Source organism: Nostoc sp. DedQUE05 (assembly GCF_034530955.1).
Taxonomy (GTDB): domain Bacteria; phylum Cyanobacteriota; class Cyanobacteriia; order Cyanobacteriales; family Nostocaceae; genus Nostoc.
On the sequence record NZ_JAVRCB010000041.1, the window covers coordinates 44,576 to 69,040 of the forward strand.

The following is a 24,465-nucleotide window of genomic DNA, read 5'->3' on the forward strand; positions in this document are numbered from 1 at the left end:
GCGTCTCTACAAAATGGTTTGTTTGCCGCATTATTTTTGAGAATTAGTATTAATTTTGCTTGTTCCCTTTTATTTGTTATTCGGCTGAATGGCAACTTGTACTTGCAAGTTAGTTAAGTTTGCAACTCGTTTGCTAGCTTGGGGATCGAGTGCAATTCTCACTTCAACAACTTTGCGATCGAGATTTTCTCCAGGTTCGCCGCTAGTTACTTCTTGTTGGATCACCTGTAATCCAATCAGCCGAACGGTTCCGCGCAACTCTTGGGAGAAGGACTCGCTGGAAATCTTTACTTGTTGACCTTCACGAACTTTGCCAATATCAGTTTGATATATCTCTGCGATCGCTTCCATCGAACTGGTTTGTCCGAGTTCGGCAATGCCTTTCTCGCCAACAACTTCTCCGGGTTTGGCCTTAATATCGAGAATCCGACCTCCTATAGGTGCGCGGATATAAACTTCAGCGAGATCGGCTTCAGCTTTTTTGACTGCGGCGATCGCTTTATTAACTTCGGCCTGGGCTGCTTGCACGTCTACCGGACGTACCTCAGCAATCTTATTTAGGTTGGCCTTAGCTTGCTGGATTTGCTGCCGTAGGGTATCTACACTCTTATTTTGGTTAGCTTTAGCTTCGGTAAGCTGTGCTTGCGCTGTTTCTAAAGCAAGTTGTTTTCGATCTACTTCTACAGCAGAAATCGCGCCGTTTTGGTAAAGCGAGGAATAGCGATTATACTCAGTATTGGCAGTATTAACTTCGGCTTGCCAGCGAGAGATAGTGGCTTCTCTAGTAGATATTTCGCCCTTTAACTCTTCTTCCAAGCGATCGATTTCAGCTTTTTGGGCAGCAATCTCTCCAGATTTGGCGCCAGCTTGCACCTTGGCTAACTCTGCTTGGGATACTTTGACTTGTGCTTGTGCTTCCAGTAGAGCATTTTGCAGCCGATCGCGCGAATCCATAATGGCGATCGCTTGACCGGCTTTAACGCTACCGCCACGCTGTACAAGCAATTTGGCTACGCGATCGTTGCTTAAGGTAGCAGGTACGGATACTTTAATGACTTCCGTTGCTGGTTCTATCCGTCCTAAAGCGGTAATTTCTTCAATCTTTGGTTTCGGTTGCACAACTTCAACAGGTTTGCCGATTGGTTTTGATTGAGAAATACCGTAGAAAGCGATAATTCCTGTAAGTGCAGTACCAGCAAAAACGACAGCCAGCGTCCCTTGCTTTGAAGGTTTTGAGAGCGATTGTAAATTCATGTCAATACTTCAAATTTCAGCGAGGACTTTGGTAAAATTGTCCTTGGTCATTAGTCATTTGTCCTTTGTAAATACAAATGACTAATGACAAATGACAAATGACATTTCTGATGTTTTGACAGCAAAAGTTAAACTACAAGAGATGTCAGGCTTGCCCAATCTTGAGGCTTTAAGAATACTTCGTACAACTCGGCTTCTGGGGTGTTGGGTTCGGGTTGATAGCCATACTCCCAACGCACTAATGGAGGTAAAGACATCAAAATTGATTCTGTGCGTCCGTTAGTTTGCAACCCGAAAATCGTGCCGCGATCGTAAACTAAATTGAATTCAACGTAGCGTCCGCGCCGATATAATTGAAAATTACGTTGGCGATCGCTGTACTCCATTGACTGCCGCCGCTTGATAATTGGCGTGTAAGCAGGTAGAAAAGCTTTACCACAATCTTGTGCAAATGCAAATAATTCTTCCCAATTGCGGGTTTGTGGTATGTCAACGCGATCGCTGTTATCTGCGGCTGCTCCTTTGGGATCGGGGCCTCGATAAAGCTGACCTTGACCGTCTTGATAGTCAAAAAAGATGCCGCCAATGCCCCGCATTTCTTGACGATGTTTGAGATAAAAATACTCGTCGCACCAAGGTTTAAACACTGGATAATATTCGGGATCGTGCGCGTCACAAGCCTGTTTTAATGTGTAATGAAAATGAGCCGCATCTTCAGCAAACGGATAGTAAGGCGTTAAATCGATGCCGCCGCCAAACCACCAAACCGGGCCAGCTTCAAAGTAGCGGTAGTTGAGATGAACGGTTGGCACATAAGGATTGCGCGGATGCAATACCATTGAAGTGCCGGTGGCATAAAACTGATGTCCATTAGCCTCTGGACGTTGTGCCAAGATTGAAGGTGGCAAATGAGAACCCCAGACTTCAGAGAAATTAACTCCACCTTGCTCGAATACTGCACCGTCGCGGATGACGCGCGATCGCCCGCCACCTCCTTCGGGTCGTTCCCATGCATCTTCCTGAAACGTACCTTCGCCATCTAGCTGTTGCAAACCCTGACAGATTTCGTCTTGCAACTGTCGCATGAACTGGCTAACTCTAGTCTTGGCATCAACTGGGGGTAGAGGTTTGGATTGAGTTGTTGGAGCAGTTAAAGTAGTGTTCATGAGCAATACCTGTTTTTCCTATTTCTTAATAGCGAACATTTTTGTTTAGCCTTCTAACTTTTTAGATCCCCCTAAATCCCCTGATAAATTGGGGGACTTTAAGAGACTCTTTGCCCCCCTTTTTAAGGGGGGTTGGGGGGATATAAGACTTTGAAAACACGCCCTAGCCCTTCTTAAAAAGGCTACCGCGTACACAAAAATCTTTTAGAGTTGTTGCGTAACGTAGGGAAGGTTAATTTTTGCAGGTCGATGCATTAAAGTTGCAGGTCGATGCATTAAAGGTGCAGGTCGATGCATTAAAGGTGCAGGTCGATGCATTAAAGGTGCAGGTCGATGCATTAAAGTTGCAGGTCGATGCATGAAAGTTGCAGGTCAATGCATTAAAGGTGCAGGTCAATGCATTAAAGTTGCAGGTCGATGCATTAAAGGTGCAGGTCAAGAAACTAGGGAAGTTTCTCAAAAATTTACTGCGCTAACACAGGCAAATACTTCCGAATTAATCCGATTATTACTTCTGGCACTTCCAGTTCTGGATTCAACCCAACATCTTCTAGTTCGATAAATGCTTGGATTGCTTGTGGATTTAGATTTGCAAGGCGACGCCCTACATCCGGCCCTGTAAACTTTGCTTGGCTTCCCCAAATAAAGATGGTAGGTGTTGTCAATCTTGGAATGTATTCTGATAGATCGAAGGATGAGTTACCTTGTAAAAATGACAAAGCAGCATACTCAGCATTTGGCTGCTGCGCCGATTGCACAAAAGCTTCTACAATTTCGGGAGAAAGGCGATTGGGTTGAGCAAAAACTCGCTCAAAAAAGTCACGAATGCCAAAGCTGCTGACTTGTCCTGCATAAAGAACGCGATCGAGAATAGGAACACTGGCAATTTGAGCGAAAAAACTATTGCTATAGTATTGCCTAAAGTCTTTAATGCCTGACGGAAGCGTAAGAATGAGTGATTTAAACAGGTCGGGACGTTTGACTGCGGCTCGGATCGCAAATGCTCCAGTTAGGGAAGAAGCAATTATTGTTACAGGGGCTTGGCACGTCTGCTCGATGAACTCAATTAGCATTGCGATGTAGTCGGCTGGAAGATAATTTTGTTCGGGACGATCCGATCGCCCCCAGCCAATCAAGTCGGGTGCTAACACTCTATACTCTGCTGCAAATGCTGGATACACCTTCGACCACGCGTAGGCAGATGCTCCGCCTCCAATACCGTGGAAGAATATCAAAGTTTCGCGTTCGCGTAGCGTGCCCGATGGCGTATCCCCCACTCCATCGGTTGCCCAAAGTTCACCTTGGTTAGTGTAATAAGCCATCTTTCCCAAGCTAGTTAAAACGGAGCGTTGAACAAAACCGAGTGGAATGAACATGATAAATTCTTCCTCTACACGAACGACATGAAATCGAAACTAGAAAGTTTAATTGCCAAGTTTTGCTAACCAACGGGCAGCATCTTTGGCATGATAGGTAAGAATTAAATCAGCGCCAGCCCGTTTAAAGCCGAGCAGCGTTTCCATGACCACCCGTTCTTCGTCAATCCAACCGTTGAGGGCAGCAGCTTTAACTATCGAGTATTCGCCAGAAACGTTGTAAGCAGCAACGGGGAGGTTGCTTGCTTCCTTGACGCGCCAGATAATATCCATGTAGGCCAAGGCTGGCTTGACCATTAACATATCTGCACCTTCGGTAATGTCGAGTTCGATTTCTCTTAAGGCTTCACGACCGTTACCAAAGTCCATTTGGTAGGTTCTGCGATCGCCAAATTGCGGTATTGAGTCGGCAGCATCCCGGAAAGGCCCGTAGTAAGCCGAAGCATACTTAGCAGCATAGGACAAAATCGGCGTATCTTGGAAACCAGCTTCATCTAAACCCGAACGAATGGCTTGCACGAAACCATCCATCATTCCTGAAGGTGCAATGATATCTACGCCAGCTTTGACTTGGGAAACTGCCGTTTTTTTCAGCAATTCCAGTGTCGGATCGTTGAGAACGCGCCCAGTTAAATCACCTAATTCTAGATAACCGCAGTGTCCGTGACTGGTGTATTCGCACAGGCAGGTATCGGCAATGACGATTAATTCCGGGACTGCTTGTTTGACGGCAGTAGCGGCTTTTTGAACGATGCCGCAATCGTGCCAAGCCCCCGTAGCGTCTGCATCCTTGTCTTCAGGAATGCCAAATAAAATAATGGCTGGAATGCCGAGGTCGTAGACTTCCTTGGCTTCTTCCACGATTTTATCTACAGAAAGTTGGTAAACTCCTGGCATGGATTTAATTTCGTTGGCGATCGCCTTACCCGGTACAGCAAAAAGCGGGTAAATTAAATCACTAGTGGTCAGTACATTTTCGCGCACCATCCGCCGCAGTTGGGGATGGCTTCTCAGCCGACGCGGGCGATGAATTGGAAACATAATATTAAAATGAACGATGAAATAGCCAATAGACTTCTTACAAAAGTGGGCTAAAGGGGAAAGCGGCTTACAAAAAATCCTTTCCCTTTAATCGCATTTTTCCCCCTGCCCCCTGCTCCCTGCCCCCTGCCCCCCTGCCTACTTAGTTGCAACTCCCTAACTCCGCTGGACTGTCTGGAAAATTTCAGTCAAAATCTCTGTAGCTCCCTGTTGCCGCAAGTTATGAGCTAATTGAATACCTAAATTTTCTGCTTCGCTAGCAGTACCCGTAACAGAATCTTTGACTAGACGTTTGCCATCGACGCTGGCGACTAATCCTGTTAATGTAAGATTATTGTCGTCCAGTTGCGTATTAACACCGATGGGTACTTGGCAACCGCCTTCTAGTTCTCGCAAGAAGGCACGTTCGGCTAAAACGCGATCGCGGGTGGGGATGTGTTCGATTGCTTTGAGTAATGACAGCACTTGCAAATCGTCAGCGCGGCATTCAATCCCTAAGGCTCCCTGTCCGACAGCGTAGAGAGAGAGTTCGGTGGGGAGAATTTGATGAATGCGATCGCTCATTCCCAATCGTTGCAATCCTGCGGCTGCCAAAATCAGCGCATCGTATTCTCCATCATCCAGCTTTGCCAAGCGCGTATTTAAGTTGCCGCGCACATCCTTAAAAGTAAAGTGGGGGAAGTGATAACGCAATTGTGCAAGGCGGCGCAGGGAAGAAGTGCCGATAACTGTGCCTTCTGGCAGTGTATCGATTTGCTTATCTTTATACTTTTCATGCACAACTAAAGCATCTGCCGGGTTTTCCCGTTCTGTTACAGTTGCTAACGCTAACCCCTCTGGCAAGCAAGTTGGCAAATCCTTGAGAGAGTGAACTGCAAAGTCAATCTCTTGGTTGAGCATTCCCAATTCGAGTTCTTTGGTGAATAGTCCCTTATCGCCAATCTTGGCTAATGCCACATCCAAGATGTTATCGCCTTGGGTGGACATGGTGTGGACTTCAAAGGAAATATCGGGAAAGTGCTTTTGGAGTTGTTCTCGAACCCAGTAAGTTTGTACGAGTGCGAGTTGGCTTTTACGAGAACCGATGCGGATGGTGCGAACGGGAGTGGAAATATTAGATGAAGCGGGTTGAACTGAAGTCATAACTTTTAGTTGAGATTATTTGACGCGTAGTTGAGCTGCTTGACTGTCTCGAAAAAGAAAGCAACATTCTCTTCTGGAGTGTTCGGTAAAATCCCGTGACCGAGATTGAGGATGTGCTTCTGGTTCCCCGCTTTACGGATCGTGTCCAGAATGCGATCGCGGATCAGTTCTTTAGTACCAAACAACACGCACGGATCGATATTTCCTTGGACTCCAATATTTGCACCAAGTCGCTGCCGCGCTACTGCCATATCCACAGTCCAGTCCACGCTGACGATATCAACACCGGATTGCGCCATTAACTCTAGGATTCCAGCACTGTTGTTGATATACAAAATCAAGGGCGTATCTGGGTGCGTTGCCTTAACCTGTTGCACGACTCGTTGCAGATAAGGTAAAGAAAACGTCTGGAAATCTTCAGGGCTGAGTTGTCCCGCCCAAGAGTCAAACAGTTGCACGACTTGGGCACCGGCATCAATTTGGTAGCGGGCGTAAACTGCGATCGCATCTGCCAGTTTCCCTAAAAATTGATGCAGCATCGCAGGTTCGCAAAAAGCCATCTTCTTGATAATGGCATAGTCTTTCGAGCTTTTACCTTCAATTGCATAGGCAGCTAGCGTCCAAGGTGCGCCCACAAAGCCTAAAACCGTAGCTTGAGTGTTCACTTCTTGGCGTAGCGTCCTCAAGATTTGCTGCACGAAAGGTAAAGAAGCTTCGGGATCGAGGGCAGTCAGCGCCTCAATTTGTGCTTGCGTGCGAATTGGCCGCTCGAATATTGGCCCTTTACTTTCTAGAATGTCAAAGGAGATACCCATACCAGGCAAAGGCGTGAGGATATCGGAAAACATAATCACTCCGTCGGGTTGGAAAGCACGGAAAGGTTGCAGCGAGATTTCCACAGCTAAATCAGGGTTTTCGGAGCGATCGCGGAACGAAGGATACTTTTGACGCAAATCTCGATAAACTTTCATGTAGCGACCTGCTTGGCGCATCACCCATACCGGAGGGCGATCGAGTACTTCACCTCGCGCAGCTTGCAGTAACGTATAATTCCCCATACATTTCTCCCTGGATTTAATAATTGTGATTTCAAGACCGAGTATGCAAAATTGCCTTCAATAATTTGTGATTGGCAACAAATAATCCAATCTTGTAGGGTGGGCATCTTGCCCGCCCTCGCTTCCGTTATGGATGGAAGAAATAAGTCAAATCCTCTTCCCTTCTGCCTTCTGCCTCCTGCCTCCTGCCTTGTTTTTGAGGAGAAGGTTGGATTAAATTTCCGTTCGAGTTGTTTGATTGGTTCTGATAAGGTTTCATACCCCATCCCATAGCCAAACATTTTTGCCGAAGTTTGCGATAAGCAAGAGATAAATTATCGCAAGGAACGTGAACTTCGTCTGACAACTTATCGGGGACTGCTATCGGATATTCAGACTCAACCACTCCCTTATCTTCCATTACAACTTTGTAAGCTGCTCGTTGAAATATGCCATCGGCCCAAGGGAAAGTTAAAAAACTGCGAAACTGAATTCGCTTGGTTATAGTGGTGCGATCGTCAATAGGAACGTGAACAGTAAAATTAACCAGCTTGCCACGACCGAAGTCAACCACTAAACGCGTGATATTGGGCATATAAAAGCCCAAAGTCACTTTTACATTAGCTTTCAATGGGCGAAAGACAAAGGCGAAAATGTCTTTTGCTTTGGTATAATCTCGGACATTAACTTTGGCGTGACCCTCCCATTCCCCGACATTCAGCTCGTAATCTTCCATTTTTTGCTCTAATGCAAACCCATTCCCGAAGGACTTGGAATGAATAATAGATACGTGAGACATATCCATATCATTCTCTAGCGTGCGGGTGTAGTGAGCGTTGAGTTCGTATTCAAAGAAAATTTTCTGTAGCCTTGGGTCTTCAAATTCTGGCAATGGTGGGATTGGCGGACGTTCTTCTTCAGGTAAATCACCATAAAATAGCCAGATAAAACCGTATTTTTCCTGTATTGGATAGCTATCTACACGAGCATTCTTAGGAATAGGAATTCCGGGTTGATTAGCAGGAATATTAATACATTTCCCATCTGCTTGAAACTTCCAGGCATGATAGGGGCAATGGATACAATCATCTTTTACCCAACCGAGAGATAAGGCAGCACCACGATGGGGACACCGATCTTGGAGAGCTATCAGTTGTCCTTCACCGTTACGGTAGAAGACAAATTTCTGATTTAATATCCGAACTTGCTTGGGCTTTGTAGTAACAGCGGCGCTGAACTCACAAGCGTACCAGAAGTTTTTTAACATACTTACTTCCTGTTGTTGCTATTAAGAATCATGGAGTTTCTTAAGTTACGCTTTGAGCAATAACTTCTTCAACTTTTGCATGGACTTCAATACTTTCAAGTCTCATTTGAGCAACTTTGATGTTTTTTGCTGCTATCTCTACGGTGCTGATTGATAGAGAGGATGTTTGGGCAACAACATTAGATTGCACCTCTGGCGTATCTAGATTAAACAACACTTGTAGAACCTGGAGGACAAGACGTTGAGCTTCCAAATCACGCTGCGTCCGCAGTTGCACCATCGGTTCGTGGAGAATTTTGTTGATAATCCTTTGAGTTAGGGCTTCGACGGCTTCTTGATGTTTTTTAGCAAAATCAGACCCCATACGGGACAAAGCTTTTTCTAACTCTTGTTCGCGAATTTTTTCCATTTTGTCTCGTAAACAGCTAATAATGGAAACAGTTTCTCGCGATCGCAACCAACTTTGAAATGCTTCTAAATCCTCTTGGATTAATGCTTGCGCCTCTATTGCCATTTGCCTACGACTTTCTTGATTCTGGGCAACGACGGTTTTTAAATCATCAACATTAAACACCCGCACGTCAGGTAACTCATTAACGTCGGCATCAACGTTACGAGGCACTGAAATATCAACCAGCATCAAAGGCTGTTCGGGTTGCAATGCAGCTTTGAGTTTGGCTTTATCAAGCAAGGGTTCAACTGAAGCAGTGCTGGTAAAAACCAAATCTGAAGCTGCCACTAATGACATCAATTCAGCAAGCGGATAATATTGCACTCCAGCATCACTAAATTGATTGGCCAATTCCTGAGCGCGTTCGATGGAACGATTGACAATGGAAATTTGAGTTGCGCCTTTAGCGATGAGATGTTGCACCAGTCGCCGAGCCATGTTACCAGCGCCGACAATTGTCACTCGACAAGCCGATAACTTCTCTACTTTGATTTGGGCTAATTCTACTGCCGCAGAGCTAACCGAAACCGCACCCGTACCGATTGATGTCTGCGTTCTCACCCGCTTTGCAGTGGTAACGGCTTGCTTGAACAACTGATTGAGGATGCGATCGCCCTGATTGTGTTGCTGAACCAATTGGTAGGCGTGTTTAACTTGAGCCAGAATTTGTCCTTCTCCCAACACCAAGCTATCCAAACCAGAAGCAACTTGCATCAAATGTTTAACAGCATCTTGCTGTAGCAGAGTAAACAAATATTGATGTAAATCTGAAAAAGGCAGTTTACTGTACTCGCAAAGAAACTCCGTCACCTCTTGAGATGCTAAATCTATCTTGTTGACAACTACGTAAATTTCTAAACGATTGCAAGTGCTAAGAATGGCAGCTTCTTCAATGTGAGAGTATTTACACAGTTGAGCGATCGCGTTTTCAATTCGCTCTTCTGGAATACTCAGTTTTTCCCGAATTTCAACCGGAGCTGTTTTGTGACTAAGACCTACAAGTGCGATATTCATGTTTCCTCTTTTGAAGTTTGTCTTCTTCTAGAGCCTCGGTCAAGTAATATGGATGGTGAATCAGAGTTGATTTTAAACAAGATGATTCAGAAGTGACTTATACTGCGATCGCAGATTTAGTAGCAACTTCCTTAACAAGTTGGTTTTTCGGTTGGGCAATCTGTTCGTATTCAAAAAAGCCAGAGTTAAATGTTCCTTTGGGATCGTACTTCCTTTTGATTTCATTAACTTTTGGCCAGTAATCGCCAAATTGGCTTTGCCACTGTTGAATAGTAAAATCTATCCAGCAAGTTAAATATCTTTTTCCACCCATTTCTAAACTCAGATTACTGAGCTTTTTCAATTCAGCCAAGATGGGTTGAACTTGCGATTTCGGAATGCTGGGATAAATCCCAAACCCAATAATTAGTTCTTCCTCTTGCGGTAAACGAAACATCGGCATCTTGTTATTCCGGTTTAACAAGCAAAAACAGCCCATTTGTGCTTTACTAATATCGAGAAAAGAAGGCAACTGTTTGAGAGCCGTTTCGATGTAATTTTTAGCAGATGAGGCTGGAAGAAAAACATCCATCCAAGGGTGAGCGATATCCTTACTATCTACTTGAATCATCGGTTCGATGAATTTTTCAAATCCCAAGTCTTCAGTATGGATATGACGGTAAAAATTTAAGCCAGCAAGGATTTCTTTATCATCAATAGCATCAATAGAATTTGCTTCAACAGTAATCCGCAACGTGTAAAACCATTGAATCAAAGGTTGCATTATCCCTGTAGCTCTGGATACTCCTTGCAAACAGGGAACTGGGAAAGATACAAGATGATCGACTCTTTGTTCGCTGACTAAAACCCGTTTGTCATCTAAAAGAGCATCTAGATTGTCATAAAACAATAAATAGGTGCGGGTTTGGGAAGGGTAAACTTTGAGTTTGTGCTGAACTTGGGTAATAATTCCAAATTGACCGTAACCGCAAAGTACGTGATTAAAAAGTTCGCTGTTTTTTTCAGGCGTACACCAGAGAATCTCGCCTTCTGCTGTTACCACTTCTAAACCAAGACAATTATCAGCTTGATTTCCGTAACGAAAAGAGGCTGCACCTATACCACCCGCAGAATGAGTTCCTCCTAAAGAAACACCAAAATAATTGGTTAATACGGGAGGAACTAAACCATCAGGAATACAAGCATCGATTACTTGATTCCAAGAAGTTCCCGCATCAGCTTTAAACCAAAGTTGGTCTTTTTGGATATCTCGAATTTTATCGAGATTCCTCATATTTAAAACGATTCCATCTTGGTTTAAAGACTGACCGCCTAACGAATGTCCCGCAGCGCGTGAAGAAACTACTAATCCTTGTTGAGCAGCATATTTAACAGTTTGGGCAATATCGTTAGCGTTTTGAGGAGTAACAACAACTTGGGGAGACTTTTGGAATATACCACCAAAATCTTGAGAAACTTCTGTCAAAATTTCTGAAGCGTTGCTGACTTCACCTGCAATCAAATGCTTCAGGTCTTGAATGATGCCATTCATAAAAGTTACGATCCTTTAGAAAGAGACGTTTTTAAAAGGTTCATCCCAATCTGCAAGATTTTAGGAGTCAAGCGAATCAAATCGAGAATATGAGAGAACAAACTGGGTGATTTTTGTGGCTTTACTTCTAACCCTTTGGCAGGTCTTTCATACTTGAACATACAAACACAATCACCATCTGCCTGCTTGCTAATAATTGCGGCTTTCATCCCAGGAAATGCTCTCCTGGTTGCTTCTTGTTCCATCTCGCAAATAACTCGGCAAGGACTTTCAAGCCCATATTCTTTGGCAATTGCAAGAACCGGACAAACTCGTTGAATTTCTAGTGCAGCATCTTTTCCTGCTTGGGAAATATCTACAACTTGCATTTTGAAGCCCATGATCCGAAAGATCGGAATTGCATCGGTAAAGCCTTTGGCTATGGTGGTATTGTCAATGAAAGCACCCATGAACGCCTTTTGATGAGCGGGGTAAGCTAACATCATTTGTTCAAAAGCTGCATCTTCTCCAATTTCATCTGCCAGCTTTTTGTAGGCTGCAAATCGATTCCTAAACATACTCACTGCTTTGGAGGAATCCATTTGCATCACATCGTTCATGGTAATGTCGCCAATACCTATAACGTTGTCCATTGACACTTCTCCGTATTTTTTTACTAATTTGAATGACCTGGAAAAATGAGGTAATCAACGGCCGATCGCTGCTAGATTAGAGATAGCGATCGCCATAAACTCTTTTACTCTTAGATTTCTACGATTGACAACATAAATAACAGTTTATCAATCCAACCTTTGATCCCATTCTCAATCAGTTTAGTTGTCCAGTTCTCAACCAACTGTCTACTAGAGATTTTTTAATTATGGAGTTTATTCTCTTTACTAATTCAGAACTAGCATGTCCTTGGTGATTCAGTACTAGCATGAAATGAACTCCATAAGTATAGTAAAATCAGCGTCAACGTTAGGTATCTGCTAACAAACATACACAGAAATACAATGTCAACTTCCCGCAATTGCTTGATTGAGAAATAACTCAACCATTGAACTTGTAAAAAATTGCTAATTTCAGTTTTGAAGTTGGCAAATTCAGTTGAATTAGACCAGCGAACTGATTTGTGAATTTTTAGCCAAATACTTGTCGGCAATTTTTCCATAAACACCTTGTTACTTCCTGTTTAGAGGCTATCTCTAAAGAAATGTGAAGAGTAAAATTTAGGCGCTTCTCATACCATTTCACTCAATTATTGATAAGTAGAAGGCAGGAGTTATAAAGTAAAATCCTCAACAGTAAAAGGTTTCACTGGATTGGATTTTACATTTAATTATGTCCGTTTACTTACAAATTACTTTTCTTACTTTCCCTGCGCCTGCTCAAGAAGAATGTCATTTCTATCAATCTTCAGGTGAAATGGTATTAAGACTTGGGTAGCCAACATTTTTTATCGGCTGCTGTTTTCAAATCTGCTGTTGACCGCCTTTACACCCACTGTTGGGGATTTCTCAGTACCTCTAGAAGCTTTGCTTCTTCACTATCAGCAATGGGTTGGTCGTTATAGTTCCAAAACGCTTCTCCAGGCATACAATTGAGGACGCTTTGCGTACTTACAATCCCACTTGTTAGTCCGAATCGAACACCTCTATCATGCAGGAGAATAAATTCGGCATAACGTCCGCGTCTGATGCGCTGCCAATATTTTTGCTCTTCCGTAAACTCCATATCCTTACGTTGTTTGACAATCGGAAAATAGGCAGGGATGAAAGCTTCAGAACAAGTTTTTACAAAGGAAAATAAAGTTTCGGCATCGGAATGTTGTAAATTGTCAAAGAAAATTCCACCTATACCTCTACACTCACTGCGATGAGGAAGATAAAAGTATTCATCACACCACTTTTTCAAGCGTGGATAGAGTTCTGTATCGTGCTGGTCGCAAGCTGCTTTATGTACTTGATGGAAATGAACTGCGTCTTCTTCAAATAAGTAAATTGGTGTTAAATCACCTCCACCACCAAACCACCAAGAACCAGGTTCAGTACCATCACCCAATTGGAAGTATCGATAGTTAACGTGTGCTGTCGGCACCATTGGATTAAATGCATTAATCACAACACTGGTACTCGTAGCGAAGAAAGAAGTACCTTTTTCATCTGGTGCTATAGTTGTTGGGTCAGCCATCACAACATCCGATCCTCGAAAGGTGACACCAGGAGGTAACTCACCTTTCATTGATACGTAGTTGATACCTACTTTTTCAAATACATTGCCGTTCCGTAGCGACTTGTCTATATAGATAGCACCGTTACTGTTTTCACCTTGTACCCATTGCCCTATTTCATCTCTTGTCCAGTGTTGTTCGTGAAGTTTACTTCCATCTATTTCCTCAATAGCTTCGCAAACATTCTTGAACATATCTAACAAAAAACTTTCAACTCTATTACTAATTGGTGGTTGCTTGACTGCTGGGTTTTCAAGAATTTGAACCATGACAGATGACCTCATTGTGACTAAATAATTATTTCCGAAGAAATTTTGGAATTTATAAAAATTGGCAGTTACTTCTCAAGTTTTCAGCTTGGAGTTTCATTGATTAAGTATGTTTGCTTCGTAGCAAAAATCTGGAAAGAAAAGAGTTAGCTTTTCGCGTTAATTACTTTTAGTTTTCGCATTAGCTAAATCTTTTCGTAATCTATCTTTTTCCGTTAGCCAGATTTTTACTAGTGAAGATATAGAATTTTAGGAAAATTATAAAAAAATTATTAAGAAGTAATTGCCTAGCTTGCAGAAGAAAAACAGGATAACTTCAATAACCGTAACTAGTCACACTTAAAATCAATTGTTTGGTAAAATTTTAACTTAACTAAACAATAAGTTATTTTTAGTTAATTTTTAACTTTAACATAATCAATATCTCATTCTTTAGATAGAAGACAAAATATTATTACCGATGATTTACGCTTGTACTGATTTTTTCGCTTTTTCAATATTTAAGAATTTCCAGAAAATAAAATATACAATTTGCTAGAATAATAATCATTTAAACAGGCGATATACACTGTATTTTTGGTAAATAGACCTGCCTTGAAAATAAGGACTGGGACTAAGAAAGTAATTAGTTAAAATTATTCAATATAAAAATAGCTCCTGGAACAAACATACCGTAAGGAGTCATGCTTATTTTTGGTAAAAATCATGGTCATCATTTGCCGTTAGCACTCGATTTTTACCATTACGAGTAAATGAGTAAATATTAACTTAAATGTAAAATATCTAGTTTATCTAAAGCTTATTTGATTGATTTATAATAGTTATTTTCTCAAAAGTTACGTCATTTTTGGGTATTTTTTTGGGATTTTATCTTGGCAGTTTTCTTGAGGCAATATCCTAAATCATTTAACTTGACACGAATTGTTTCCGAAGTTGGTAATTCTCGATCTTTATAACCAAACTTATCAATTAATTGATGTCTCACTTCAGCCGCAGAAAGACGTGTATACATTCTTTCGCCTTTAAAGTCCGGGTCTACTTGCCTTTGCGAATCGACAATTTTTTTGATATCTTCTAAAAGATTTGGGAGTTTTGCTTCTGCTTTATTACGTCCTCTACTTCGATAGTTATCCATGCAAGTGATACTAGTAGTTAATTCTTTAATTCCTTTACTAATAGTTACGCGATTCCATCCTAACTCTCGCTCCGCTAGAGACTGTCCTCCGTGTCCTAATGCCACTACTGTTTGTGCTATAAATTTACGTTTTTCTGCACCTTTTAATTGCTGTGCGGTTTCCTTCAATAACTTTTTTAGTGAATCCGTTAATTGTATTGGCATCTCTGTTCACCCAAAAATCCAATCATTATTGAATTTACTACAAAAAGGGAGGGAGAGACTGCGATCGCCAATCTCCCCCTCTTTTTTCAAAATAATTATTGTGTTTGTATATTTTATTTTCTGGAGTTTGTCGAAAAATACATGTAGTGTTGTCACTACTAAATAACTTTTTTCTTAACTTCACTAGTCTTTACTGGCGAAATTTTTTAGAAAACTTACCCTAGATCACAAAGGACTTTTGAACTTTCGTTTTCGTAACCTGGATGTATAAGGAGGAGCAAGAGGCATATACGGTGATTAAAGGTAGTATGCCGAAAGCGCTTAAGTTTCGGTTTAAAGCGCTCTGTGCACAATATGGATTAAAGATGAGTGAAGTCTTGGAAGTATTAATCAGCGAATGGGTAAAGGCTGATGGCCCAACTTCTTCTTTCATGACTAACACCTTAGATGAAGACCGAGACAATATCACGCATATCAAGGCATACATTCCCTCCTCCCTGAAGATACAATTTAAAGTTCTTTGTGCTCAAAGAGAGGTTATGCAACGCTTTATCCTCTACAACCTTATCCGTGAATGGGTAGAAACAACCCATGAAAGAAACTTGCCATGAATCTATTATTCCGTTCAACTAACATCGACAAACCTAACAAAAGTAAGGAATTAAGTCTAAAGAGCAGTAATCCCTTTATCCAACTGATATTTAACAGGGACACTATATCTGAGACTCGCAAGCTTCTAGATAGAGCTATAGTATCTGCTGCCAAAGATACATTACCAAACTGCAAGCCACCTGCCTTAACTCCCTCCCATTGGATCTGGCAACTTGCCGCTTCCTACCATTTAACTCACTCTACTGGGCTATTAATGGAAGAAGCAGCTCGGCGCTTTGCTAGATTGGGACGCTGGAGTTTAGCACAATGGGCAGCAGAAAAAGCTCGTGAAGAACAAGGTCACGATCGCCTCGCCTTGCTTGATATCCAGTCGATGGGATATGATGCAGAAGCTGTAGTAAAAACACTCCTCCCTCCGAGTGCTATGGCTTTGCTGAGTTTCTTCACTCAGAGCGTACAAGCAGCAGATCCAATTAGTTGTGTTGGGTATTGCTATACGATGGAACGTCTAGCAATGAATATCAAAGCAGAGCATATCCAACTGGTGGAAGCGATACTACCACCTAATACCTATGCTACTCGCTGCCTGCGAATGCACAGTTGTTTAGGTAGTGACGTAAAGCATGTGGAGGAGACAGTTCAAATAGTGGCAGCACTAACTTCAGAGGAGCGCACTAACATAACTGTAGCCTGCTATAGAACTGCACTGTTGTACTTCAACTCGCTTAAGGAGAAGTATATATCAGAAGTGGAATTACAGCAGATATTGAATCAGTTCAAGTTAGATGCCTGTAGTAAGAATAATTCTATTCCTGAAAATATTTGCTAGTGCAAATATCGCTGAACAATGATTAATTTGTTGGCGTTGCAGAGAAAGCTGGATGATTTAGCAAATTATAAAATCTCTTTGCCTGCTTCCCCTGTACAAAAACTGCTTGCCAGAATTTATCCACTTGTTGTGGAACGCCAATTTTTTTAACCAATTCTTAATCACATACTTCAAACAACCTGAGGAAAATACAATGAACGTCGCAATCACAAGCATTGGGCAGCAACTTTTCGCCTGGAAATCTTTCGGATACTTCTTGAAGCACAACTTCGAGACTTGGTTTCAAGTTCCGAATGACGACGAAATTGAACTGGAAGACTTTTTGAAAAATCAATTCGGTCAAGGACTATTTTTTAATATTCCTTCCTCTTTCTAAGCTCTCGTGAGGGTTAAGATAAAGCGTATTTTGTCAATCAGTCAAAATACTCTCTAGGCCTCAGTAGAGTGAAAATAGCGATCGCTTGGGCGCGGGCATTCCGCGCCATCACTCAATTATTAAAGCAAATAATATATAAGTTTTTCATCTTATTTAGATGATTATCTAATTTCAGATCGTCACCTAAATAATTACTAGATGTTAACGCACTATTTACAGTTTTTTAACCTCTCTTTATACAACCATAGCTATATTGCGATTGGTAAGTTTTACTGAATTTCTGTAACTTTAACAGAGACAATTGTAGTTTGTTTAAACAAATAAATAGTAACAAATGAAGAAGTCTGATTTTCTCAGGGCTATTCTACCTATTGCTGTACCAACAGCAATATCTTTCACTCTGCTTAATTATCTACAAAAGCCACTAACAGCCCAACCCTCAAGCGTTCATCTAAGAATGGGCAATCCTAGTAATGCTGGCAGTAGTTACAGTAATCTTTTGTTGAGCAAATCTCAATACGCAGTTTCTTACAATTGCTATAGAGGGGCACCAAATTGGGTAAGTTGGCAGCTAAACACATCATGGCTAGGAAGCGCACCTCGCCAAGATGATTTTCGTGCAGATACTACATTACCTTCAAGCTGCTACCGAGTCACTTCTTCCGATTACACTGGTAGCGGTTTTGATAGGGGACACATGACTGCTTCAGCAGATAGGACAAATACAGTTACCAATAACTCTGCTACTTTTTTAATGACGAATATAATTCCTCAGTCACCTGATAATAATCAGGGGCCTTGGGCTGCACTAGAAAACTATTCTAGAGACTTAGTAAACCAGGGGAAAGAACTCTATATTATTTCAGGCTCCTATGGCACTGGTGGAACTGGGTCGAATGGAACAAAAAACACAATTGCTAATGGTAACGTTACAGTTCCGACTAGAACATGGAAGGTTATTGTAGTATTAAATTTATCAAATTCTGACGCTAGCAGTGTCACTAATAACACAAGAGTAATTGCAGTGAATATGCCTAATTCACAGGGAATTAGAAATAATAATTGGACAAACTACAGAGTTAGTGTTGATTCCATTGAAACAAACACTGGTTACAATTTGCTCTCTAATGTTTCTTCGTCTGTTCAAAGTGTAATTGAGTCTAGAGTTGACAATTTGTAAGAATACTTACTTCATTTAAAACTTAAAGCCTGTCTGTAAATTATAGATAGGCTGATGTTTGATTAGTTACGTTTCTACAACTTTTGTCGAAATTCCGCCTAAATCATTATCTGAAGTTTTACCAACAATATAGACATCAATACTTATCGTACCTATGCGATAAACCTTGATATTAGTGAGGCGATCCCTTAATTTTTTGACAAGTGATTTAAACTTTTGCACATTTTGTCGTTGTATTTCATCGTGCCATTCTTTTTCTTGGGCACAGTTCCTAAAAAAATAATCTAGTTCTACTTCTTCAACTGATGTTTCTTGAGGATGTCCTGTTAACTGGAGAAGTTTTTGATTTGTCAAAGGTTCTTGCGCTTGATTAGACCACAAAAAAGCTTCAAAAGGATACTCTGATTCACTTATCATTAACAAACCATCAGAGGCTTGTTTAAGTTTTTCCGTAATGTCGTTAGTCATAAAGATATAAAATCACTCAAATACTACTGTTCTATTACCATATACTAATACACGATTTTGTAAATGCGATCGCACCGCTCTTGCTAATACAATTCTCTCCAAATCTTTGCCTTTTCTCACCAAATCATCAACTTCATCACGGTGACTAACTCGCACCACATCTTGTTCAATAATTGGGCCTGCATCTAAATCAGCAGTAGCATAATGAGCAGTTGCACCAATAATTTTCACACCACGTTCAAAAGCTCGATGATAAGGATTAGCTCCGATAAAAGCTGGTAAAAATGAGTGATGTATATTAATAATTTGTGGGAATTGATTAATAAAATTTGCACTAACAATCTGCATATATTTCGCCAATACAACTAAATCTATTTTGTACTGGCGTAATAATTCTAGTTGTTGGATTTCTTGTTCTAATTTATTATCTTTAGTGATGGGAATATGTTGGAAGTCAATATTAAATTGTTCTGCCACTACTTTTAAATTAGAATGGTTACTAATAATTAAAGGAATTTCAGCAACAAATTCTTTAGCGCGTTGTCGCCAAATTAAATCAAATAGACAATGGTCTTGCCGACTTACCCAAATAGCGATGCGTGGTACTGTATCAGAAAAACGTAATTCCCATTTAGCACCTAAAGGTTGTGCGATCGCATTAAATGCCGGGGCAATAAATTCTCGCGGTAAATTGAACCCATCTAATTGCCATTCAATCCGAGTGAGGAATAACCCAGCAGCAAAATCTGTGTGCTGATCTGCATGGATAATATTACCACCGTTAGAATAGATGAAATTGGCAAATTTCGCCACCAGTCCCCTTCGATCGGGGCAGGAAATCAGCAATGTTGCTGTCGGATTTGTCATGGTAACTTAGAAAAACTAGTGAGATTTGAAGTAGAGTAGCACAGATGTGCTAACCCATTGTGCGTTACCGAAACATACCACAGAAACCGTAATTGCTTATTTACTATTTGTCGGAGTTGGTAAAGGGGTACTGAGTCCAGGTAGCTTCTGACTATTATCTACAGGTTGTTCCCACTCTGATAGTTCCCGATTTACGGCATTTGCAAAATCTGTAGATACTAACAGCACATTTATATTTCCATCGGGTTTAGCAGCAGGGTCAGCTTGAGCATACAATAAACGACCGTTAAAGTTAGATTTACCCAAACTCAACTGATGGCTTTGTCGGTTTTTCAAGGTGATATTAATAGTTGCTTGAGGTGGATCTAAGGCAAATTCTCCAAGCTGTTTTGCTGGAGTTGATAAAGTGCGTAGTTTACCGCCGTAGGCATCGCTATTACCCTTGACCAACAAATCCATTAAATAAGAAACAATAGCATCATTTGCTGGCCCAGATATTGGAGATTTGATTAACCACTTGGGTTTACTAGAAGATTCAGGGTTGCGTTCCAGATTCAGGGTAAGTTTTTTTGTCTTGACTGTCAAAGACTGCACATCATCTTCTCCAAAAGAGAAAATTTTCTGCTTTTGCTCCTTGATTTCTTCGCGCACAGTTGCACCTCGAATTTCATGGAAGTAAACAAAACCACCTAAACCCAAGGCTAGCAGTATCAAAATTAAAGTTGTTCGTGGCAATTTCATTTTTTAGTCATTTGTCATTTGTCATTTGTCATTTGTCATTTGTCATTCGTCATTTGTCATTTGTCATTTGTCATTTGTCATTGGGTATGGAAAAAACTCTTCTTCAGTCTTTACTTGTCACTCCTAACTCTTGTACAGACGCGATTAATCGCGTCTCTACTTCTTACCGTCGTTTCCACCAAATCAGAACTGCGATCGCAATTCCAATTAAAGGTAAAACTAACAGAGATGACAATATTAAAAGATTAGCTTGTGTGGTTGTCAGGGTTATCCGCCGATTTTTCGGTTCTTTGGGACGAATGGAAAGGGGTTGCCGATCTTGTTGACTCAGCCAAGTAACTGAGTTGAGGAATACATCTCCATTTAATTGCTGTTGAAACAAACCATCGGTGGCGAAATCGGAATTTCCTAAAACTACTAACCGTGACTCGGTAGCTGTTTGAGATGAGACAGCAGGGGAAGGAGGGGAAGGAGGGGCAGGGGAGGCAGGGGGAGTAGGGGGAGCAGGGGAGGCAGGGGAGGTAGGGGGAGTGGGGGAAGCCTTGCTTTGAGTGGTTGGTGATGGTAAGGCTTGCGGAGTCTTGGGGGAAGGGGAAGGAGTCGGGCTAGTCTTGTTTTGAGTTGTTGGTGATGGTAGAGGTGAAGGTGTGGGTGAAACTTGCGGAGTGGAAGTAGATTTGGGTGTTTGTTTTCTTGTTAAAGCAACGCCCAAGGTTAAAGGGCCTTTCAGGTCTTTATCTGCATTAAACTCTAATTTTTCGCTTTGGAGGTCGCTTTCTGCCCAACTGCTGGGGTAGGGTTTGGTTCGTAGCAGTGGAGTAGCCTGAACACCAGGCACAGAGCTAATTTCCAGCGGTCGGGCAATCGGATAAAAAGAATTGCCGTTACCGAAATCTTTGGTAATTGGATGTTGTCCATATTCTGTGACTAAGGGCGCAGCAGGGCCAAGTCCCACAACGCTTTCGCCAGAGACATCGACTGCTAAACGATTATCTAGACGAACACCCCACTCTTGTAACAAGCTGTTAAGTTTGGGATCGGTATTAGGATCGATCATCAGCAGTAAATTACCACCGCGATTAAGGTAGTCTTGCAAAGCTTTGACTTCACCCTCAAACAGCCCTCGTTTGGGCCCAGCTACTATTACAACAGCCGCATCTTGAGGAACTTTGGAAGTTTCTCCTAAATTCAGAGGTGATGTTGTGAAATTTTTATCGCCTAATCCCTGAACTGCTTGTGATATTGCATCTTTACCAGGTGAAAGTTGGCGTTCGCCATGACCTTGCAGTAAGTAAACTTTAGCTGTGGTTGAATTTGTTAGTTGTTGCAGGCGACTAGTTAATCTAATTTCTGACAAGCGCTCATTTTCATTTATTGTTTGTACTAATTGCCGTTTATCCCCAGATTCTAAATAAACTTCTCCATAATCTTTGACGCCAAACTTTTCTGCAAGTCCTGGTCTAGCTTGGGGGTCGATATACTCGTATTTAAATTTTGAGCTTTGGCGTTGATAATTTTCTAGTAGTTCTCGGTCTTGGGGATTTTGGTTAATATCAAATACCCATACTTTCACTGGCTGTGGTAAAACCCTTACTAATTCACGTGACTGAGGTGCAAGGGTAAATAATTGAGCCTCTGTTAAGTCTGCCCGCAAGTGATAGCGAGTTCCCAAAAAGTTAATCAATCCCAAAATTGCTAATATTGCCAGAGTTGCCACTAGGGCATTTGTCCCAGCTTGGGTAGAACGACGATTCCACCAGTTACTCTGGTAGCTTTGCCATATTATCCCCAACCCACTGATGACAATTCCTGCAATCAGAAATACTAATGGAATTAATCCCCACTGTTCAGAGATTAACCCAGCTGTTAAGCCGACAGTAATTAGGAATGGGCCTAACCAAAACAGATATTTCCACAGTTTCTTTTTTGCAACTATCTTCATATTATTAGACTGAAGTGAGGAATTAGGAGTTAGGAGTTAGGAGTTAGGAGTTAGGAATTAGGAGTTATTGAGTCTCTGAAACTATTATTCCTTTGTTTCCTTCTCTAGGAGATGCTGCGCAGATACCTCCTTTTCAGTTGGTTTTTTCATTACTTTGCTTAAGTCCTGATGACTTTAACTCCTCACTCCTAACTTTTAACTCATAACTTATATAACTATTGCCTTTGAAAACGCAGTGCATCAATTGATTGAGCTGTAAGAAATATGCCCAAAAAAATGTAACTGGCAAATAAAATTAAAGCGCTAGTATCAAAAATGCCTTGGATTAATGTGTTGTAATGTTTCAGCAACGATAGATAACCTAAAACTTCACCTACGGGGCCAGGGACAATTTTGGCGATTAAATCAATCAATAACAATAATAAAATTACTGCAAAGGTAAGAACGGCAGATAAAATTGTGCTGTCTGTTAATGAAGAAATAAACATTCCTACAGATAAAATTGCTGCTGCTAGTAAGATTAATCCAATATGACCCAGTAAGGGAATTGAGGGCGTCATTGGTGGATTTGAGCCGCTGATGGCGATCGCTTCCAACACTAGCATGGGTGCAACCATTGTGATAAAAAATGTTATCACGCCTAATAATTTACCTACAGCTACCGCCCAATTGGTGATTGGTGAGGTGGCTAAAAGTTCTAAAGTACCGCGCTTCCGTTCTTCGGCATAGAGTCCCATCGAAAGTATGGGCAGAATAAACAACAATAGCCATCCCATACGATCCAAAAATGCCCGAACAAATTCGTAGGGGACATCTATCGGTGGTACTGGTACTCCCAGCTGTTGCCCTTGTGCATCTATTGCCGCAACTCCTACCAATATGCCATCTGGCCCTAGCAAAATCATCACGAAGAATAACCCAGCAATAAACCAAAATATGCCTGCGATCGCATAAGCTAAGGGCGATACAAAATAACTCTGTAACTCTCGGCGATAAATGGCAATAATATTACTCAGCACTATACCCATTTACGCTGCCTCTCCTTCTTTGTCTGCTGCTAAGTCTACCTCAGGATCGAAATTTTTTTCTTCTGTGGTTAGTTGCAAGAATACGTCTTCTAAGGTAGCGTTAACCCGCCGCAATTCATGTAAACCAAATCCGGCACGCACTAATGTGGTAGCAATATCGCGTCCTGGTTCTTTTCCTGGTTGCGATATCACCCGCAGGTAAGCGCGATTTGACTGGGGTTGATGACCTCCGGCTATAGGAATTGATTCTATTAGGCTCACACCCGCGACTTTTTGCAATACCTGTTTCGCTAGGGCGGCTTCTCCTTCTATTTCCAATTCATAACCAGAACCACCTGTCAACTGAGTCATCAGATTTTCTGGTGTATTAGTTGCCACCACCTTACCGCGATTGATGATGGCGACGCGGCTACAAGTCATACTCACTTCTGGCAGAATGTGCGTGGAAAGAATAATTGTGTGAGTACCAGCGAGGCTTTTGATTAAATTCCGCACCTCAATTATTTGTCGGGGATCGAGTCCGACGGTGGGTTCATCCAAAATGATCGCTGGGGGATCGTGGACGATCGCTTGAGCAATTCCGACACGTTGGCGGTATCCTTTAGAGAGTTTGCGAATAATCGTTCGCCTCTTATCTTCTAAGTTGCAGCGTTCGATGGCGGCTGTCACCTTGTTGGGGCGATCGCCTGCTGAAACTCCCTTAATTTGGGCGACAAAATGCAAAAATCCCTCCACCGTCATGTCTGGATATAACGGCGGTGTTTCGGGTAAATAACCAATGCGTTGGCGCACAGCCAAGGAATTTTCATGGACATCATAACCAGCAATCCGGGCATTTCCATTGGTTGCCGGTAAATAACCAGCCAGAATCCGCATGGTTGTGGTTTTTCCAGCGCCATTGGGGCCCAACAGCCCTAAAATTTCCCCAGGCTCGACGCTAAAGGTGACATCGGTAATCGCTGGGGTAGAGCCGTATATTTTACTCAGATGTTCAACTTCAATCATCCGTATAGTGGCGATCGCAAATTATAGAATACCCAATCATCTTAAATCGCAATATTGAGTATGGGGGACTGGCACAAAGATTGGCTGACAATGGGTAAAGTTCCTGAAAAACCTCTTTAGGGACTTCCAAATAAAAAAACATCCCAAATTTTATTGTGGCATGGGTGTCCTCACTGGTTCCATAGTCGAGTTAACTAAGCAGGTATCCTGAAAGAAACTATTTCTCATTTCTCTTTTGAGCGCAGACAAGGGCGAGATTAGCCAGCCACTTGAACGCCGATTTATTCACCAGCTTGCAAATCGTTGGTGCATCTGTT

Annotated in this window: 23 protein-coding genes; 4 read left to right on the forward strand and 19 right to left on the reverse strand. The window is 41.8% G+C overall.

Annotation, left to right across the window (positions count from 1 at the left end; genetic code table 11):
* Positions 1-69: 69 nt before the first annotated feature.
* The 13 genes from RMZ42_RS25965 to RMZ42_RS26025 all read right to left on the reverse strand — a co-directional run bounded on the left by RMZ42_RS25965 (position 70) and on the right by RMZ42_RS26025 (position 15,100).
* Positions 70-1,254, reverse strand: coding sequence for an ABC exporter membrane fusion protein (locus tag RMZ42_RS25965; protein ID WP_322674119.1), 1,185 nt, complete (start codon positions 1,252-1,254; stop codon positions 70-72).
* A 128-nt stretch (positions 1,255-1,382) separates the two neighbouring features.
* On the reverse strand, positions 1,383-2,420 hold the full coding sequence (gene hemF / locus RMZ42_RS25970; RefSeq protein ID WP_322674120.1) for an oxygen-dependent coproporphyrinogen oxidase: 1,038 nt from the start codon (positions 2,418-2,420) through the stop codon (positions 1,383-1,385).
* 204 nt (positions 2,421-2,624) lie between these two features.
* On the reverse strand, positions 2,625-2,780 hold the full coding sequence (locus RMZ42_RS25975; protein WP_322674121.1) for a hypothetical protein: 156 nt from the start codon (positions 2,778-2,780) through the stop codon (positions 2,625-2,627).
* A 104-nt stretch (positions 2,781-2,884) separates the two neighbouring features.
* Entirely contained in the window at positions 2,885-3,796 is a 912-nt protein-coding gene (locus RMZ42_RS25980) for an alpha/beta hydrolase (protein WP_322674122.1), read from the reverse strand.
* A 48-nt stretch (positions 3,797-3,844) separates the two neighbouring features.
* Entirely contained in the window at positions 3,845-4,837 is a 993-nt protein-coding gene (hemB, locus tag RMZ42_RS25985) for a porphobilinogen synthase (RefSeq protein WP_322674123.1), read from the reverse strand.
* Between the two features lie 156 nt (positions 4,838-4,993).
* Entirely contained in the window at positions 4,994-5,980 is a 987-nt protein-coding gene (gene hemC, locus RMZ42_RS25990; protein WP_322674124.1) for a hydroxymethylbilane synthase, read from the reverse strand.
* A 5-nt stretch (positions 5,981-5,985) separates the two neighbouring features.
* The gene (gene hemE, locus RMZ42_RS25995; RefSeq protein ID WP_322674125.1) at positions 5,986-7,038 is read right to left on the reverse strand and encodes a uroporphyrinogen decarboxylase; all 1,053 of its coding nucleotides are present in this window, start codon (positions 7,036-7,038) and stop codon (positions 5,986-5,988) included.
* A gap of 127 nt (positions 7,039-7,165) precedes the next feature.
* Positions 7,166-8,284 carry an aromatic ring-hydroxylating dioxygenase subunit alpha gene (locus tag RMZ42_RS26000; protein WP_322674126.1) on the reverse strand — a complete coding sequence of 373 codons (1,119 nt, stop codon included), beginning with the start codon at positions 8,282-8,284 and terminating at the stop codon, positions 7,166-7,168.
* A gap of 40 nt (positions 8,285-8,324) precedes the next feature.
* Complete coding sequence (locus RMZ42_RS26005; RefSeq protein WP_322674127.1) at positions 8,325-9,749, reverse strand: glutamyl-tRNA reductase; 1,425 nt, start codon at positions 9,747-9,749, stop codon at positions 8,325-8,327.
* Positions 9,750-9,846: 97 nt separating this feature from the next.
* A complete protein-coding gene (locus tag RMZ42_RS26010) occupies positions 9,847-11,280 on the reverse strand; it encodes an FAD-binding protein (protein WP_322674128.1) in 1,434 nt (477 codons plus the stop codon).
* Between the two features lie 5 nt (positions 11,281-11,285).
* Positions 11,286-11,912, reverse strand: a complete 627-nt coding sequence (locus tag RMZ42_RS26015; RefSeq protein WP_322674129.1) for an L-2-amino-thiazoline-4-carboxylic acid hydrolase — start codon at positions 11,910-11,912, stop codon at positions 11,286-11,288.
* Between the two features lie 844 nt (positions 11,913-12,756).
* A complete protein-coding gene (gene hemF, locus RMZ42_RS26020) occupies positions 12,757-13,761 on the reverse strand; it encodes an oxygen-dependent coproporphyrinogen oxidase (protein WP_322674130.1) in 1,005 nt (334 codons plus the stop codon).
* 841 nt (positions 13,762-14,602) lie between these two features.
* Positions 14,603-15,100: an ISAzo13-like element transposase-related protein gene (locus tag RMZ42_RS26025; RefSeq protein WP_416211836.1), complete on the reverse strand. Its 498-nt coding sequence runs from the start codon at positions 15,098-15,100 to the stop codon at positions 14,603-14,605.
* 365 nt (positions 15,101-15,465) lie between these two features.
* Here RMZ42_RS26025 and RMZ42_RS26030 point away from each other — a divergent pair, with 365 nt between their 5' ends.
* The 4 genes from RMZ42_RS26030 to RMZ42_RS26045 all read left to right on the forward strand — a co-directional run bounded on the left by RMZ42_RS26030 (position 15,466) and on the right by RMZ42_RS26045 (position 18,097).
* Positions 15,466-15,711 carry a hypothetical protein gene (locus RMZ42_RS26030; RefSeq protein ID WP_322674131.1) on the forward strand — a complete coding sequence of 82 codons (246 nt, stop codon included), beginning with the start codon at positions 15,466-15,468 and terminating at the stop codon, positions 15,709-15,711.
* Positions 15,708-16,541: a hypothetical protein gene (locus RMZ42_RS26035; RefSeq protein ID WP_322674132.1), complete on the forward strand. Its 834-nt coding sequence runs from the start codon at positions 15,708-15,710 to the stop codon at positions 16,539-16,541. Before RMZ42_RS26030 ends, RMZ42_RS26035 begins: the two co-directional genes overlap by 4 nt.
* A gap of 193 nt (positions 16,542-16,734) precedes the next feature.
* Positions 16,735-16,917, forward strand: coding sequence for a hypothetical protein (locus RMZ42_RS26040; protein ID WP_322674133.1), 183 nt, complete (start codon positions 16,735-16,737; stop codon positions 16,915-16,917).
* Positions 16,918-17,251: 334 nt separating this feature from the next.
* Positions 17,252-18,097 carry a DNA/RNA non-specific endonuclease gene (locus RMZ42_RS26045; RefSeq protein ID WP_322674134.1) on the forward strand — a complete coding sequence of 282 codons (846 nt, stop codon included), beginning with the start codon at positions 17,252-17,254 and terminating at the stop codon, positions 18,095-18,097.
* A gap of 66 nt (positions 18,098-18,163) precedes the next feature.
* Here RMZ42_RS26045 and RMZ42_RS26050 read toward each other — a convergent pair whose 3' ends face one another.
* The 6 genes from RMZ42_RS26050 to RMZ42_RS26075 all read right to left on the reverse strand — a co-directional run bounded on the left by RMZ42_RS26050 (position 18,164) and on the right by RMZ42_RS26075 (position 24,148).
* Complete coding sequence (locus RMZ42_RS26050) at positions 18,164-18,565, reverse strand: nuclease A inhibitor family protein (RefSeq protein WP_322674135.1); 402 nt, start codon at positions 18,563-18,565, stop codon at positions 18,164-18,166.
* Positions 18,566-18,577: 12 nt separating this feature from the next.
* Complete coding sequence (gene purU / locus RMZ42_RS26055) at positions 18,578-19,432, reverse strand: formyltetrahydrofolate deformylase (RefSeq protein ID WP_322674136.1); 855 nt, start codon at positions 19,430-19,432, stop codon at positions 18,578-18,580.
* A 96-nt stretch (positions 19,433-19,528) separates the two neighbouring features.
* Positions 19,529-20,173, reverse strand: coding sequence for a DUF4340 domain-containing protein (locus RMZ42_RS26060; RefSeq protein WP_322674137.1), 645 nt, complete (start codon positions 20,171-20,173; stop codon positions 19,529-19,531).
* 163 nt (positions 20,174-20,336) lie between these two features.
* Positions 20,337-22,115, reverse strand: coding sequence for a GldG family protein (locus RMZ42_RS26065; RefSeq protein ID WP_322674138.1), 1,779 nt, complete (start codon positions 22,113-22,115; stop codon positions 20,337-20,339).
* 215 nt (positions 22,116-22,330) lie between these two features.
* Positions 22,331-23,143: an ABC transporter permease gene (locus tag RMZ42_RS26070; protein WP_322674139.1), complete on the reverse strand. Its 813-nt coding sequence runs from the start codon at positions 23,141-23,143 to the stop codon at positions 22,331-22,333.
* A complete protein-coding gene (locus tag RMZ42_RS26075; protein ID WP_322674140.1) occupies positions 23,144-24,148 on the reverse strand; it encodes an ABC transporter ATP-binding protein in 1,005 nt (334 codons plus the stop codon).
* Positions 24,149-24,465 lie beyond the last annotated feature (317 nt).